This window comes from Roseomonas aeriglobus (assembly GCA_016937575.1).
GTDB lineage: Bacteria > Pseudomonadota > Alphaproteobacteria > Sphingomonadales > Sphingomonadaceae > Sphingomonas > Sphingomonas aerigloba.
The window spans coordinates 1-13,190 of the sequence record JAFHKN010000006.1 but is presented as its reverse complement, the minus strand read 5'-3'; the positions used below and the strand labels follow the sequence as shown (position 1 = coordinate 13,190).

General features: G+C 63.6%; 19 protein-coding genes, 1 tRNA gene and 1 pseudogene. 12 read left to right on the top strand and 9 right to left on the bottom strand.

All coding sequences use genetic code 11. The features are described from left to right. Nucleotides 1-269: 269 nt before the first annotated feature. Both JW805_20575 and JW805_20570 read right to left on the bottom strand, forming a co-directional pair. On the bottom strand, nucleotides 270-941 hold the full coding sequence (locus tag JW805_20575; GenBank protein MBN2974392.1) for an RlmE family RNA methyltransferase: 672 nt from the start codon (nucleotides 939-941) through the stop codon (nucleotides 270-272). Further along, nucleotides 938-2,038 carry a Ppx/GppA family phosphatase gene (locus tag JW805_20570; GenBank protein ID MBN2974391.1) on the bottom strand — a complete coding sequence of 367 codons (1,101 nt, stop codon included), beginning with the start codon at nucleotides 2,036-2,038 and terminating at the stop codon, nucleotides 938-940. Before JW805_20570 ends, JW805_20575 begins: the two co-directional genes overlap by 4 nt. An 83-nt stretch (nucleotides 2,039-2,121) precedes the next feature. Between JW805_20570 and JW805_20565 the strand changes: the two genes are divergently transcribed. Then, nucleotides 2,122-2,195, top strand: a tRNA-Gln gene (locus JW805_20565). A gap of 245 nt (nucleotides 2,196-2,440) precedes the next feature. On the opposite strand, the gene JW805_20560 is transcribed toward JW805_20565, so the two are convergent. The 4 genes from JW805_20560 to JW805_20545 are packed head-to-tail and all read right to left on the bottom strand — an operon-like array spanning nucleotide 2,441 to nucleotide 6,136. Then, the gene (locus tag JW805_20560) at nucleotides 2,441-3,631 is read right to left on the bottom strand and encodes an ABC transporter permease (protein MBN2974390.1); all 1,191 of its coding nucleotides are present in this window, start codon (nucleotides 3,629-3,631) and stop codon (nucleotides 2,441-2,443) included. Next, a complete protein-coding gene (locus tag JW805_20555) occupies nucleotides 3,628-4,308 on the bottom strand; it encodes an ABC transporter ATP-binding protein (protein ID MBN2974389.1) in 681 nt (226 codons plus the stop codon). The genes JW805_20560 and JW805_20555 overlap by 4 nt, the downstream gene beginning before the upstream one ends. Beyond that, entirely contained in the window at nucleotides 4,305-5,525 is a 1,221-nt protein-coding gene (locus tag JW805_20550; GenBank protein MBN2974388.1) for an efflux RND transporter periplasmic adaptor subunit, read from the bottom strand. The genes JW805_20555 and JW805_20550 overlap by 4 nt, the downstream gene beginning before the upstream one ends. 20 nt (nucleotides 5,526-5,545) lie before the next feature. Then, entirely contained in the window at nucleotides 5,546-6,136 is a 591-nt protein-coding gene (locus JW805_20545; protein MBN2974387.1) for a hypothetical protein, read from the bottom strand. Between the two features lie 813 nt (nucleotides 6,137-6,949). On the opposite strand from JW805_20545, the gene JW805_20540 reads away from it, so the two are divergent. From JW805_20540 to JW805_20520, 5 genes are all read left to right on the top strand, one after another. Next, on the top strand, nucleotides 6,950-7,495 hold the full coding sequence (locus JW805_20540) for a helix-turn-helix transcriptional regulator (GenBank protein ID MBN2974386.1): 546 nt from the start codon (nucleotides 6,950-6,952) through the stop codon (nucleotides 7,493-7,495). Between the two features lie 63 nt (nucleotides 7,496-7,558). Next, nucleotides 7,559-7,903 (top strand): hypothetical protein, encoded by a 345-nt coding sequence (locus JW805_20535; GenBank protein MBN2974385.1) that lies wholly within the window; start codon nucleotides 7,559-7,561, stop codon nucleotides 7,901-7,903. 45 nt (nucleotides 7,904-7,948) lie between these two features. Continuing rightward, nucleotides 7,949-8,746, top strand: a complete 798-nt coding sequence (locus JW805_20530) for a hypothetical protein (GenBank protein MBN2974384.1) — start codon at nucleotides 7,949-7,951, stop codon at nucleotides 8,744-8,746. Further along, nucleotides 8,674-8,865 carry a winged helix DNA-binding protein gene (locus JW805_20525; protein MBN2974383.1) on the top strand — a complete coding sequence of 64 codons (192 nt, stop codon included), beginning with the start codon at nucleotides 8,674-8,676 and terminating at the stop codon, nucleotides 8,863-8,865. Before JW805_20530 ends, JW805_20525 begins: the two co-directional genes overlap by 73 nt. A gap of 19 nt (nucleotides 8,866-8,884) precedes the next feature. Next, nucleotides 8,885-9,157, top strand: coding sequence for a DUF3253 domain-containing protein (locus JW805_20520; protein ID MBN2974382.1), 273 nt, complete (start codon nucleotides 8,885-8,887; stop codon nucleotides 9,155-9,157). A gap of 703 nt (nucleotides 9,158-9,860) precedes the next feature. Here JW805_20520 and JW805_20515 read toward each other — a convergent pair. Both JW805_20515 and JW805_20510 read right to left on the bottom strand, forming a co-directional pair. Beyond that, the gene (locus JW805_20515; protein ID MBN2974381.1) at nucleotides 9,861-10,223 is read right to left on the bottom strand and encodes a GNAT family N-acetyltransferase; all 363 of its coding nucleotides are present in this window, start codon (nucleotides 10,221-10,223) and stop codon (nucleotides 9,861-9,863) included. Further along, the gene (locus JW805_20510; GenBank protein MBN2974380.1) at nucleotides 10,201-10,794 is read right to left on the bottom strand and encodes a VOC family protein; all 594 of its coding nucleotides are present in this window, start codon (nucleotides 10,792-10,794) and stop codon (nucleotides 10,201-10,203) included. Before JW805_20510 ends, JW805_20515 begins: the two co-directional genes overlap by 23 nt. A gap of 9 nt (nucleotides 10,795-10,803) precedes the next feature. Here JW805_20510 and JW805_20505 point away from each other — a divergent pair, with 9 nt between their 5' ends. The 6 genes from JW805_20505 (at nucleotide 10,804) to JW805_20480 (ending at nucleotide 12,587) form a co-directional block, all read left to right on the top strand. Next, a complete protein-coding gene (locus JW805_20505) occupies nucleotides 10,804-11,061 on the top strand; it encodes a type II toxin-antitoxin system prevent-host-death family antitoxin (GenBank protein ID MBN2974379.1) in 258 nt (85 codons plus the stop codon). Continuing rightward, complete coding sequence (locus JW805_20500; protein MBN2974378.1) at nucleotides 11,058-11,321, top strand: Txe/YoeB family addiction module toxin; 264 nt, start codon at nucleotides 11,058-11,060, stop codon at nucleotides 11,319-11,321. Before JW805_20505 ends, JW805_20500 begins: the two co-directional genes overlap by 4 nt. Nucleotides 11,322-11,396: 75 nt before the next feature. Continuing rightward, nucleotides 11,397-11,588, top strand: a complete 192-nt coding sequence (locus JW805_20495) for a DUF488 domain-containing protein (protein MBN2974377.1) — start codon at nucleotides 11,397-11,399, stop codon at nucleotides 11,586-11,588. Further along, complete coding sequence (locus JW805_20490; protein MBN2974376.1) at nucleotides 11,566-11,943, top strand: DUF488 domain-containing protein; 378 nt, start codon at nucleotides 11,566-11,568, stop codon at nucleotides 11,941-11,943. Before JW805_20495 ends, JW805_20490 begins: the two co-directional genes overlap by 23 nt. Beyond that, entirely contained in the window at nucleotides 11,843-12,106 is a 264-nt protein-coding gene (locus tag JW805_20485; GenBank protein ID MBN2974375.1) for a hypothetical protein, read from the top strand. Before JW805_20490 ends, JW805_20485 begins: the two co-directional genes overlap by 101 nt. 184 nt (nucleotides 12,107-12,290) lie before the next feature. Next, on the top strand, nucleotides 12,291-12,587 hold the full coding sequence (locus JW805_20480) for a hypothetical protein (GenBank protein ID MBN2974374.1): 297 nt from the start codon (nucleotides 12,291-12,293) through the stop codon (nucleotides 12,585-12,587). Nucleotides 12,588-12,625: 38 nt separating this feature from the next. Here JW805_20480 and JW805_20475 read toward each other — a convergent pair. After that, nucleotides 12,626-13,190 (bottom strand): annotated as a pseudogene (locus JW805_20475) (phosphomethylpyrimidine synthase ThiC).

Genomic DNA, 13,190 nt, shown 5'->3' with positions numbered 1-13,190 from the left:
CCGGCCCGACACACCTAGGCTCCCGCCTTGCGGGAACACGGCGGAGTGGAGACCAATTCAATCCGTTCGTGCTGAGCTTGTCGAACCACCGTTCTTCGTGCCGCCGGCGATGCGCGGGCGTAATGTGGAACAGGGACAGTGGTTCGACTTCGCTCGGCACCCAACGACGGAAGCGTAACGGTCATGGCCCCGCCGCGGCGAAGCCGCGTCGTCGGTCGTCGCTTAGGCGACGCCGGCCGTGGGTCGGGCCGTGACGCGGAATAGCTGCGCTATTCCGCTGCCCTCCCCTTGAATCCCTGTGCCACGACATACCATTCGCTCGACCCCTTCCGGCTGGCCGGGGGCTTGGCATGTTTCACGCTCGTAAAATTGCGCTTCATCTCGGCCACCAGCGCCGAATCCGCGCCGCCTGCGAACACCTTCGCAACGAAGGTGCCGCCCTTCTCCAGCACGTCGATCGCGAAGGCGACCGCGGTTTCGACCAGGGCCATGGTGCGCAATGCATCGGTCTGGGGATGGCCGACGGTGTTCGCCGCCATGTCGGAGATGACCAGGTCCGGCGCGCCGCCCAATGCCTCGATCAGCACGTCGGGCGCCTTGTCGTCCATGAAGTCCATCTGGAAGATGGTGACGCCGTCGATCGGGTCGACCGGCAACAGATCGATGCCGACGATCGCGGCCTTGGGGCAGTATTTGCGTACGACCTGCGCCCATCCACCCGGCGCGATGCCCAGGTCGACGACCCGCTTCGCCCCGCGCAGGATCGTGAATCGCTCGTCGAGTTCGGTCAGCTTGTACGCCGCGCGGCTGCGATAGCCTTCCGCCTTCGCGCGCTTCACGTACGGGTCGTTCAGCTGCCGCTCGAGCCAGCGGGTCGATTGGGCTGTCCGTCCGCGCGCGGTCTTGACGCGGGTCCGCCCGCCGCTGCCGCCCCGGCTCACTGGCGGGTCCCCATCAGGCGGCGCAGGATGCCTTCGCGAATGCCGCGGTCGGCGATGCCGAGTTGTTCGGCGGGCCAGATGTCCAGAATTTCCTCCAGGATGGCGCAGCCCGCGACGACCAGGTCGGCGCGTTCGGGGCCGATGCACGGCACCTTGGCGCGGCCGGCGACGTCCAGGCTGGCGATGTGTCGGCTGACGTCGCGCATCGCGCCCGCCGGCATGATGAGTCCGTCGACCGCCGAGCGGTCATAGCTGTCGAGGCCGAGGTGTACGCTGGCCAGCGTCGTCACCGTGCCCGATGTGCCCAGCAACCGCCGCCGCTCGACGTCGCGTGGCAGGCGCCCGGCGAACGGCGCGAAGCTGGCCCGCACCAGTGCGCGCATCGCGGCATAGCCGTCCTTCGCCGCGCTTTCGGTCAGCGACACCACCCCCCAGGGCGCGCTGTGCCAGTCGAGCACGGTCGGCACCGCGCTGCGCGTGTCGACCAGGACCAGCTCGGTCGACCCGCCGCCGATGTCGAAGACCAGCGCCGCCCCCTCGCCCGGCTCGATCAACGCGTGGCAGCCGAGCACCGCCAGCCGTGCCTCTTCCTCTGCCGAGATGATGTCCAGCATGATGCCCGTCTCGCGGTACGCACGCTGGATGAACTCCGGGCCGTTGGTAGCTCGGCGACACGCTTCGGTCGCGACCGAGCGGGCGAGCGCCACGTCGCGGCGCTTCAGCTTGTCGGCGCACACCCGCAAGGCAGCGATGGTCCGCTCGATCGCCTCGTCGCTCAGGCGACCGGTCGCAGCGAGGCCTTCGCCCAGCCGAACGATCCGGCTGAAGGCGTCGACGACCGCGAAGCCCTGGCCCTGCGGCCGGGCAATGAGCAGGCGACAATTGTTGGTGCCAAGATCCAGCGCGGCGTAATGCCGCGCCTGCGGCCAGCGGCCATGCGCTGGCGATCGTGGGGCCGGACGGGGCGCGTGGGCACGCGGTCCGTACGGCCCTCGGGCGGAAACATCCCCCACGGCCGTAACTTTCTTCTTATCGTTCTCGTCCGTCACGACCGCGAACCGGTCGTTCGGTGCTTGGATGCGAAGGTAACGGTTCATCGCACGATCGACAAGAGACGTCCGCATAAGTGGTTGACAGCCTCGACGACTTGCGACTAGAGGCCCGCCTCCCAATGGATCGTTGCCCGATCCTCTAATGGTAAGAGAGCGGACTCTGACTCCGTCAATCAAGGTTCGAATCCTTGTCGGGCATCCATCTTCGATTGCGGTATCAGGTAGCGATCGCGCCTAGATCCGGATGGCGCTTTTGACGCCCTTTCCTGATATCAGCGAGCATCCGAACCCTCGCCATTTCCTGAAGTGGCGGCATCCCGCGCTGGCCGGACAGCATGAAGCTGCGGCGCTTCCTTCGAGCTGGAAGCGTTCGGGATTGTTCGAATGTCCCTCGAGGAACCGACGGCTTGGCGCGGCGGCTCGGGCCGGCATTCCGGTCCGGTGACGTCATCTTGCCGCGGAGGCCGGGGGCGTCGAGCCCGCTAACCACCCACCATAGCTTCCGATACACGCGGCGAGGCCCAAATTGCACGCGATTAGGGCGGCTGCATACCGCCAGGAAATCGCGATCGGCCAGTCCCAGACAGAACTCGCCACGAGGGCCAGTAAATAGCCGCAGGCCACACCGAGAAACGAGCCCGCGATCGTGAGAATAAGGTTCTCGATGATGATCTGTCGCGCGACGTTATGGCGGAGCGCACCCATTGCCATCCGGATCGCGAATTCGCGCCGGCGAAGTTGGCAAGCGGCGATCGTCACGGCGCAATAGCAAATGACGCTGACGAGGATGACTATGGCCGTGATACTTGCAAGCAATCGCGCCACCATGTTCCGTTGACGTTCCTGATCACGGACGCTCGCCTCGGGATCGTCGAAGAGATAGGGCGAAAGCCGGGTCTGCGGCACACCGTGACGCTTTCGCAGAAGCGTGTCTGCGCTCGTTCGCGCGGCCGCCATGTCTTCGCCTTCCGGAAAGAAGAGCGTAAGCCAACTCACCGCTCGCCGCGGCTCCTCCTCCTGGCCAAAATATCGTTTGACGATCTGGAAGGGCAGGATCGCCGCGTCGACGAAACGACGCGCCGGACGTGTATCCGGATATCGCAACACGCCGATGATTTCGCAGCTCACGCCTGAAAGATGCAGCGTTCGACCCACGGTCGCGCCATCGCCGAGCTGATCTGCCGCGCCACTACCGAGCAGGCAGACGCGCGCATTCTCCTCCAGTTCGGTTTCGGTAAACCACCGGCCTGATGCAAGCGGCGTATCCAGTTCGGACCGATACTGACCGAGCACGCCATAGACCGGAATATTGGCGGCGCCGTTTTCGAAGCGGACTGCAGCTCGGCCCGTCGTCCAAGTCGCCGCTTCCGTCGCTCGCGGCATGGCTTGGCGAAGGAATGTCAGATCATCCAGACTCGGCGGGCCTACTCGTTCGTTCGTGATCTCGTTCGCACGAATCGTTAGCGTAAAGGCAGAGCGTCCGAAGCTCATCCGACGCAGGATGTCATCGAAGCCTCCGATGATCGCGGTGCAGAAGAAGACCGAGCTCACAGCACACATGACCGTGATCAATATCGTCCCACTCCGCCAGCGGGCGGAGCCGATGCCCCAAAGCGCCGACTGCAGCGTGATGTTCATTCATCCGCCTCGAGACGTCCCCGATGCATAGCGAGGCGACGCGACAACCGGCCCATGACAAGCGGGTCATGGGTGGAACACACGACCAAGGTTCCGCGGCTTGCGGATGCGGCCAGCGCGTCGATGACTGCGAGGCTGTTCGCCTCGTCTAGCGACGCCGTCGGCTCATCGCAGATGAGGATCGCTGGCTCCTTCAGAAGCGCACGCAGCAGTGCGATCCGCTGTCGCTCGCCACCCGACAGATTGTCGACCGGCCTGTCTGCGAAGCCATGCAGATGATACTCCGCGAGCTTCATGAAGGCCTTCTCCCGGGCTCGTTTGCCGGACCAGCCCATGTAGCGCAGCGGCAGCGTCAGATTGCCGATGACCGACATATTCGCCAGCAACCCTGCATCCTGGAAGAGAAAGCCGATCCGGTCCCGCCGTAGACGCGCGATGCGACGATCCAGCTTGCCGGGTGTCACGATTTCTTCGCCGATCCGCAGCGTACCGGCACTCGGCGCGTCGAGCAGACCGATCAGGTTGAGCAGGGTAGATTTCCCGCAGCCCGACGGCCCGATCACGCCGACGAACGAGCCTGCATGCAGATCGAAGTCGACACTATCCACCGCGGTCGTTTGGGTAGCGCCGGATCCGAACCGGCGACTGACGCCGCGCGCTTCGATAAGCGGGCTCATGTTTCTTTCGGAGGGACCCGGCGTGCCTCGCCCAGCACGACCGTCTCGCCGGGCCGCAGGCCGCTGATCGCGGCAAAGACATCCTCTCCCTGTTCACCTACCCGGATCAGCCGTCGAACGGGCTTTCCGCCCTCCAGCACGAAGATTCGCCGCAGCCCCTTCGAAAACAGAAAGCCGAATTCATATCCTTCCCCCATAGCGATCGCCAGTCGCCGTTCCTCGGCATCTTTCGCACTCTGCAGCGCCTTCGTCATCGAGGGCGTCATCAGCGGAATATAGTCAGGGGGGCGGAAATACAGTGCCTTCACCGGCACCTTCAGTACGTTGCGTGCATCGGCATTCACGAACTCGACATTGGCTGTCATACCGGGGCGAATGGTCGGGTTCGAACGCGTAAACGACAGCGAGATCGTATAGTAAATGAACCGACCCTCTTTGATCGGGCGGTTGCTGATGTAGGCGATGGTCGCAGGAAAAGTCTCGTTTGGAGCCGTATCGACGCTGAACCGTATGTTTTCCGCCTGCTGTGCCCGCGCAAGATCCTGTTCGGGGACCTTTACCTTGACCTGAAGCGCGTCGCCGCCGCCCGCCAGGTAGAACGCATCGGCGAGCGAGGGACCGACGATCTGACCCGGTACGATCGAAACATCCTCCACCGTGCAGGAACAGGGTGATCGAAGGATTTCCTGCTCAGCGACCCGGGTCCGCAGGCGGGATGTTCTCGACGTCAACGCCGCCAGCTTGCGCTCCGCACTGCGAACATTGAGTTGCTCGGACTCGAGATCCTTTGCTTCCGCAGCCAATCGCGCATTCGGAACGAACCCTTTTTCATGAAGCTGCTTGACGCCGGCAAAGGTCGCCGCAGCCTTCGCCTGCCGATTGTGGGCGATCTCAAGCGCAATGCGCGCCTGTTCGAGATCAATCGAAGCGTCGTTCGCAGCGTCGGATGGTTCACGCAGCGAAAGGCGCGCAAGCGGCTGTCCCTTTACGACGTGATCACCCAGTCGGGCGGAAACGGACACGACCTGCGCGTCGGCAAGAACCGGCACCATCATCTCGATGGGCTGGCGGACATCGCCGACGGCCTGGACGATGTCTCGTAAGTCGCCGCGCTGAACGTCGATCGTTTCATAGCGCTGCTGATCTTCACGGTCCGAACAGGACAGCAAGGTAAGAAGGATCAGCGGAAGCAACGGCCGGACGGGATTTCCAAACATCACGCCTCGTCTTTGTCCGTTCACCGTAGGATCTGATCGATAATCGTGGCGCCACCCACTCCATCTTGACGCAGCATGAGACCATGACGGATCGAGATGTAATATCGCAGATCCTGTATCGTGATGCTTTCCACCGCCGGTACTGATCTGACATCCCGGACCCTGACGGGACGGACCACCCGGAACACCTTCGCAGCTTCGGTAAGCTGGCCAGTCCTTATGTCAGCGCAACCCAGGAGCTTCACCCGCATCTGGCCATTGATGGTCCGCGGCGATCCGTTGATGTTCGAGTATTCATCAAAAGGTATGGACGTGATCTGCCCGACGGGGGCGTGCCATATACCATCCGCCGCCGCACCGTACCGCCATCGGCGATAGATAAAGTCCCCGGGTACCCCATCCTGCAATGACAGTATGCCGAATAAAGATCGCGAATAGTCGCCCTTTTGACCGAGCATAGCGCTGCCCGGTCGGATGAAATACTCCGACCTTGATACGGTAGTGGCGGAGGCGTTCTTCAGCTGTGTGGCAAATTTGCTCGATGATCCGTCCGAGAAGCGATAAATTACCGTCGCTCCGATGAAGGCTTTGGGGATGGCCCATTTTGCCACCGACTCCGAAGCATTGCACTGGCGGATTCGGGCAGACGACGATGCGGCCGTTGCTCCCCCTGCGGAAAGCGTAAAGGCAGTTGCTACGAGGGATAGTTTCAGCCGTATCAACGCATGTCGCCGGTTGTGCTGCGCTCGGTTGTCCAAATATGGTTGCAAGTTGGGGCAATCTCTTACGCGTTTAGTGGGCTATGCAGCAGCCACGAGCCTTACGATTGCCGGTGCGGCGCTTGAAGATAGGAGTATAACTTCCTTATGTTTTACCTTTTTTAGCCTGATCGTCGGGCGTCAATTATTTGAAATTGTCTGCTGAAAATATTACGCCGATTCTCTATTGATTATTTTGACGTAATGCAAATTAAATTTGTATCCAATTTTGCTCTTATGCAAATGTCATTAGTAGCATGCGATGAAGCCGATCACTCTGAAATATTAGAGCTAAATTCCTGATTAAAATGGTGCTTTGGGTACTGTTCGGCGTGTATGCCTTGTTCTCAAAGTCGGGAAGGACACCGTCCCCGACCGTAACGACGATCCGTCCCTTAGGCCGGGCGCGTCGATCTTTTTGTCGCGCCCGATCCCACGCCTGCGTCGAACACCGACACCGCCTGCTGGCGGAAGTTCCGATTGGCGATATGGGCGGGCCGGACTAAAGACGGCGCCATCGACGGCTTGAACGCGAAGCTGTCGCTTCGACCTGTCCTGGTTCGAACCGGATTGCAGTTCCGAGAGTCCGAAAAATTTTGCATTCGATGTGGCGGTCGACGTCACTTCGGTTGAGATCGGCGCCGGCTTGTGCGCAAAGTGCGGACGATGTCCGCTGACGATCCCCTGCGACTGACCGACCGGCAAATCGATTGCCTGCGCCTGGTCGGCCAGGGGCTGTCGTCGAAGGAGATCGCTGCCGAGCTCGGCATTTCCCACCACACCGTCGACCTGCATCTCAAGCGGGCGATCCGCACCCTTGGGGTCGCCACCCGGCGCGATGCGGCGCGCCGGTGGGATGCGATCGCGGCGCAGGAAGGGGGCGCCGGGTCGGTCGAGACGCGCGCGCTTGCACTGGAACCGGCGACCCTGCCCGAGGAGGCGGCGGAGGCGCCGGCTGCCGGGGATACCCAGCCATTGGATACCCAGCCGGCCGGGCTTGCCGAACCGGCCCCGATTGCAGCCATAATGACCCCAGCCGGACACGACCGCCGCCCCAGGCTGCGGCTCCCGTTCCTCCGGCAAGGGAGGCAGTATAATGATCTGGAACCTGCCGCCCGTCTGGGCTGGATCGCGGCGTTGTCGCTGGCGATGCTCCTGGCGGCGGCGAATTTCCTGAACGGGCTCCGGGCTCTTCACGACCTGGTCTTCTGACCTTTCCGAACAGTGCAAACCATCGACGCGGTCGCCAAGGGGTGGCCGCGAAGGAGATCCGTCATGCCTTCTCCCAAGACGATTGCGGCCGTCCGCATCGCCCGGTCGCTCCAGCCGGCCGAGCTCGCCGCCAACCAGGCCGCGCTCAAGGTCCTCGCCATGGGCACCGCCGTGCTGACCGCGCGCGCCGACGGCACCTTCCTTCCGCTCGAGGCGCAGCGCGCGGTCGACTATATCGGCGATGCGACCAGCAAGGTCTTCGCTGCGATGAAGGACATCAAGAGCGCGCATGGCGAACTGAAAGCCGCGGCGATCCGTCACGACGTGCTGGGCCAGGGCGACATCTTCGAGACGCCCGACGGCAAGGAAACCCACGGCGCCCTGCCGACGCTCGCCGCGGTCGCCTGATGACCGCATTGACAGTCGCTGCAGACAAAGGCTCGATCGTGCACGATGAACGTCCTCTTCTATCTGGCCCTGCTCGTCTCGTGTTCCCTCTACGCGGCGATACGGGGCGGGGTGCCGGAAAGGATCGGGGTGGCCGTGCTGCTCGGCGCGGTCGTCGCCTCGCAGCTGGTCCCGACCGCCGGGGCGCAGCGGTTCAAGGTGATCGAGACCGGCATCCTGGCGGTCGATGCCGCGATGCTGGCCTGCGTCCTGATCCTGTCGGTCTATGCGCAGCGATACTGGCCGATGTGGATGGCCGCTGTCCTGGTCAACACGGTCGTCACGCACCTCCTGATGTTGTCGCCGACGCTGCGGCCCTGGTCCTATTCGGTGGCGCTTGCCGCCTGGAGCTATCCCAATCCGATCATTCTGGCGGTGGGGGCCTGGCGGCACCGCGCACGGGTGCGGCGGTATGGCGAGGATCCGCCGTGGAACCGGGCGCTGTCGCCGGGAGCTGACATGAACGCGGGGCGCCACCCCAATGTGTCGAGTGCGCAGGAAGCCCTCGGCACGATCGGCGAGATCGAGGAGATGCTGGCGAGCGCTCGGCAACGCCTGTTGCGATCCAGCTGTGCCCGCCACCCGGACCTGGCCGGCAAGCTCTATCGCCTGCGCCGCGCCCGCGACCAGATGTTCGGCGACGACCGCGATCTCTTCGGCGAACCCGCCTGGGACATATGCTCGACCTGTACCAGGCCGAGCGCGAGGGGCGCATCCTGGCGGTGTCGAGCGTGTGCATCGGCGCCAATGCCGCGACCTCGACGGCGCTCCGACGCATGCGCGAGCTGGAGCAGCGCGGGCTGATCGAGCGGCGGCGCGACCCGCAGGACGGCCGCCGGTCGTTCGTGCGCGCCAGCGACAAGGCGATCGTGCTGCTCGACGCCTGGCTGGACCGCGCATCGGTCTTGCTCGACGCACGGTAGCGGGCGCAGAACGGGCGGCATGACCCCGACCGAGGCCGTGCTGACCCTGCTCGCCGCCCGCGCCGACGACGCGACGATCTGCCCCAGCGAAGCCGCCCGCGTGCTGGCGACGGCGAAGGGCAGGCGGCGGATTGGCGGGCCGAGATGCCCGCGGTCCACGCCGCCGTCGATGCGCTGGTCGAGGGCGGCCGCGTCGCGCTGCGCTGGAAGGGGGCCGCGTCGCGGTTGCGCAGCGGGCCGTATCGGATCGGGCATCCGCACTGACGCGCACCCCGGCCGCAGCCGAAGTTGACGAAGTTGCCGCCAATGCGCGTTTTCTCGGACGATGCGCCGCCGGCGGGACGCCCGGGCGACACCGGCGCAACACCGGCGCGACACTGACGCGACACCGGTGCGAGACCGACGCGAACACCCCTGCGCCAGCCCGGCGCCGGTCGGGCGACGATGCCGCGCCGGTGCCGCGCCCGTTCGTTCTCACCCGCGGGGCCCCGGCGCGCCGCCGGCGGTCGGGCGCTGCGGCGCAGGCGGACGCGCGAAGGGATCGCCAGCCGCCGCGCATGCTCGGTGAGCACCGCGTCCCAGTGGCGGACGAAGGGCGTGCCGGCCAGCCGCGCGCGCAGGCGATGCGCACTCGACCGCGACATCCCCGCCGCCGCGCGGCCTGCGACACGCAGCCGCTGTCGAGCAACGCGGTCAGAAAAATCCGCTGCCGCGCCCGGCGTCCAGCGGGCGCGTTCGGGCGGGGTGGGGCGGGCGGTGGCGCTACGGGCGCGGGCGGTGTCTGGTCCATCGACCAGCGTAGATCAGACAAATTCCAACATTTGAAGGGGGCAAACCGCCCGTGCCCCGGCGCCGTTGCGAGCCCTGGGGTTTCGTGGGGGTGGGGCTTGCGCCGGCAACCCCTCCGACCCAGCGCCGGAGAGCGATATGAGGCGGGTCGTCGGCTCGCGTGGGTTCAGCCTTCGGACAATCGCATCGCGACGTCGCACCGCGCATTAGGTCGCGCCGTAGCGCGCGCGGATCTCGGCATCATGGACGAAGCCGGCGCGCTCATAGAGGTGGATCGCCGCCGCGCAGGCGCTGTTGGTGAGCAGATAGAGCATGGTGAGATCGGGCAGCGCCCGGGCCCGCGCGATCAACGCGTCGAGCAGGACCGCCCCGGCGCCCGAGCCGCGGACGTCGGCGCGCACGCCCATCTTGGTCAGCTCATACGCACCCCCGCCGGTCGGCATCAGTGCACCCGCGCCAATGACGCCGTGATCCGGATGCGCGACGAACAGGATGACCCCGCCCCGGTCGATGATCGCCTCGCGCGGGTGCGACAGCACATGCTCGTCATGCGGTTCGAGCGTGAACATGTCGGCGATCCACGCCGTGTTGATGTCGCGGAACGCGGGCGCGAGGGCGTCGGTATAGGGCAGGATGGTGAGCATGGGCGACGTCGTAGCGCGCTCGGCCTCGCCTGTCCCGCGCCGGCGTCAGCCCGCCGAAGCGCCCGCCCGGCGCGGGGCCGATCAGGTCCCACAGATTGCCGTAGAGGTCCGCAAACACCGCGACGCGGCCATAGGGCTGGTCGACCGGCGGCCGGACCCACGTCACGCCCGCGGCGGTGAAACGGGCATGGTCGCGGTCGAAATCGTCGGTGGCAAGGAAGACGGCGACCCGCCCCTGTCTGATCCCCGACCCGCGCGCCTGCTCGGGCGTCGCGGCACGGGCAAGCAGGATGGTGGTTGCGTGCGGGCCGGCGCCGGGCGGGCGGATGACGACCCAGCGTTTGTCCTGCTCGGGCTGTGCGCTGTCTTCGACGAGGTTGAAGCCGAGCTTGCCGACGTAGAAGGCGAGGGCTTCATCATAGTCGCGGACGACCAGGTTGATGTGGGCGAGGTGGGGCACGGCGCCCACATTGACGTTGGACAAGGAATTGTCCATATAAAGTGCATGCACGCCGTCAGCTATTCCGAAGCCCGCGAGAATCTGAAGTCGATGATCGACAAGGTCGTCGCCGACCGCGCCCCCCTCGCCATCACCCGCCAGCGCGGACAGGAGGGGGCAGTGCTGATTTCGGCGAGCGAATGGGCTTCGATTGAAGAGACGCTTTATCTGCTGCGCTCGCCAAAGAATGCAGAGCGATTGCTGGAGAGCATCCGCGAGCTTGAGGCGGGCGGCGGCGAGGAGCATGAGCTGATCCGCCCGTGAACGTCCGGTTCTCGTCGCGATCCTGGGCCGAATATCTCGACATGCAGTCTGACGCGAAGCTGTTCGCGAAGATCAATGCGTTGATCGAAGAATGCCGCAGGCATCCGTTCAAGGGCACGGGCAAGCCCGAACCGCTCGGCGGCAACCTGTCAGGCTGGTGGTCGCGCCGGATCAGCCACGAGCATCGGTTGGTGTACCGGGTGGCTGGCAGCGGAGTCGAGCAGGTGCTGCAGGTGGCGCAGTGCCGGTATCATTATTGATTCGAGCCTAGCCACGCATCATTGATGGTTAAGCGAATATCTGTATGGGCCCGTCACGAAGTTTGGAGTGACGACATGCTGGCAACCATAGGCTACGAGCGATCCACGCTTCCAGATTTTATCGCGACCTTGCGGTTGGCAGGTACAACCGTACTCGTCGACATTCGGGATCGTGCGCAGTCGCGCCGGCCAGGATTTTCCAAGACTAGCTTAAGCGAAGCCCTCTCGGAAGCAGGCATCTTGTATGCATCTTCGCCAGCTAGGTGATCCGGCAGAAGGACGGGCTGCCGCCCGCAGTGGCCAGAGGCAGTTGTTTCAGGAAATTTTTGGCGAGGTCATGAAGACGGACGCCGCAGCCGATGCGCTAGACAAAATTGAACAGTTGACACAGTCAAGTAGCGTATGTCTGATGTGTTTTGAGCGAGACCACCACGATTGTCATCGAAAGATCGTAGCGGAAGCTCTCGAAAATCGCCTTGGGATCAAAGCTAGGCACCTCGGCGTCAGTCTCGGAGCGGCTAATGGCGGCAGCAAACGACGAATGCTTCATTCTGATCAAGCGCAGCCTCATCGCTCTAGCAAATATTTTGAGACTTTGTTGCGCCGGCGTGGGCCGGGATAGAAAATGGCGCAGACAGTATCCGGTGCCATTCCGAATTTTAGCTGAGGGCAGAAATTTAAGCGATGGGATTGGATACAATATCAATTTACAAAATCCAAAGAAGATATCCGCCAAGAAAGTCAAAAGGTTATTCCCGAATCGCTCAAAGTTTCAGGTTCAGTGAAAAATACCGAGCGTGCAAGTTTTCTTCAGCCATTGATACGTGCATCGTTCGCAGATGCAGATGCCCATCGAGAGTCATTGACTCTGATCCGGCCCAGAAGCCTATTACTTGAAGCTCACCCAAAATCCTCATCCGAAATTGCAGATGAGGCAGTCAAACATGAGAGTTGGCTAATCAGCTTTCCATGTTTGATGCGACAGCAAAGCCGCTTACTCCCTGCCCAATGCGCTTTGTTGCGAAGTGGCGCGATGAGGACGGAAAAGACCGTAAGCATGACTGCGACGATTGGGAAACCTCTGCCGCATTCATGCGGTTTGAGCGGGCCTATGGCCGGCAAGCAGCCATAGCCGCCCTCAAACGGAAGTACGAGGACGAATACATGGCTGCTGGCCTTGTTTTAGGTTTTAGCACCCAAAAGAAGAAACGCCGAGTTTGGCACGCAGAATCAATGGCTGCTTGTAGGCATGATCCGTCTCGATGAAACGACGCAAACCTCAATGATCTTTTAATTTGAGGTAGGTAGAGGTTTGATCCTCGGGCGGCATAGGACTCTGCCATTCCCCTCATCCCCGCCTCAGCCTCTTCCGCCGCAACGAAGGTCTCGACCGGCGCATTCTGCTTCGCCGCGAAGTCGCGGACCTCTTGGGTAATCTTCATCGAACAGAACTTCGGCCCGCACATCGAGCAGAAGTGCGCGGTCTTGGCGCCTTCTGCGGGCAACGTCTGGTCGTGGTATTGCTCGGCCGTCTCGGATCGAGCGACAGGTTGAACTGGTCGCGCCAGCGGAATTCGAAGCGGGCGCAGCTCAGCGCGTCGTCGCGCAGCTTGGCGGCGGGGTGGCCCTTTGCCAGGTCGGCGGCGTGGGCGGCGAGCTTGTAGGTCACCACGCCGACCTTCACGTCGTCGCGGTCGGGCAGGCCCAGATGCTCCTTGGGCGTGACGTAGCAGAGCATCGCGGTGCCGTACCAACCGATCATCGCGGCGCCGATGCCGCTGGTGATATGGTCGTAGCCCGGCGCGATGTCGGTGGTGAGCGGCCCGAGCGTGTAGAAGGGCGCCTCGCCGCACGCTTCCAGCTGCTTGT

Bases quoted from the DNA above. Each gene is read 5' to 3' on its own strand.
- JW805_20570 (MBN2974391.1), bottom strand. From the start codon at position 2,038: ATGAACCGTTACCTTCGCATCCAAGCACCGAACGACCGGTTCGCGGTC.
- JW805_20560 (MBN2974390.1), bottom strand. From the start codon at position 3,631: ATGAACATCACGCTGCAGTCGGCGCTTTGGGGCATCGGCTCCGCCCGC.
- JW805_20555 (MBN2974389.1), bottom strand. From the start codon at position 4,308: ATGAGCCCGCTTATCGAAGCGCGCGGCGTCAGTCGCCGGTTCGGATCC.
- JW805_20550 (MBN2974388.1), bottom strand. From the start codon at position 5,525: ATGTTTGGAAATCCCGTCCGGCCGTTGCTTCCGCTGATCCTTCTTACC.
- JW805_20540 (MBN2974386.1), top strand. From the start codon at position 6,950: ATGTCCGCTGACGATCCCCTGCGACTGACCGACCGGCAAATCGATTGC.
- JW805_20535 (MBN2974385.1), top strand. From the start codon at position 7,559: ATGCCTTCTCCCAAGACGATTGCGGCCGTCCGCATCGCCCGGTCGCTC.
- JW805_20530 (MBN2974384.1), top strand. From the start codon at position 7,949: ATGAACGTCCTCTTCTATCTGGCCCTGCTCGTCTCGTGTTCCCTCTAC.
- JW805_20520 (MBN2974382.1), top strand. From the start codon at position 8,885: ATGACCCCGACCGAGGCCGTGCTGACCCTGCTCGCCGCCCGCGCCGAC.
- JW805_20515 (MBN2974381.1), bottom strand. From the start codon at position 10,223: ATGTTCACGCTCGAACCGCATGACGAGCATGTGCTGTCGCACCCGCGC.
- JW805_20510 (MBN2974380.1), bottom strand. From the start codon at position 10,794: ATGGACAATTCCTTGTCCAACGTCAATGTGGGCGCCGTGCCCCACCTC.
- JW805_20505 (MBN2974379.1), top strand. From the start codon at position 10,804: ATGCACGCCGTCAGCTATTCCGAAGCCCGCGAGAATCTGAAGTCGATG.
- JW805_20495 (MBN2974377.1), top strand. From the start codon at position 11,397: ATGCTGGCAACCATAGGCTACGAGCGATCCACGCTTCCAGATTTTATC.
- JW805_20490 (MBN2974376.1), top strand. From the start codon at position 11,566: ATGCATCTTCGCCAGCTAGGTGATCCGGCAGAAGGACGGGCTGCCGCC.
- JW805_20485 (MBN2974375.1), top strand. From the start codon at position 11,843: ATGGCGGCAGCAAACGACGAATGCTTCATTCTGATCAAGCGCAGCCTC.
- JW805_20480 (MBN2974374.1), top strand. From the start codon at position 12,291: ATGTTTGATGCGACAGCAAAGCCGCTTACTCCCTGCCCAATGCGCTTT.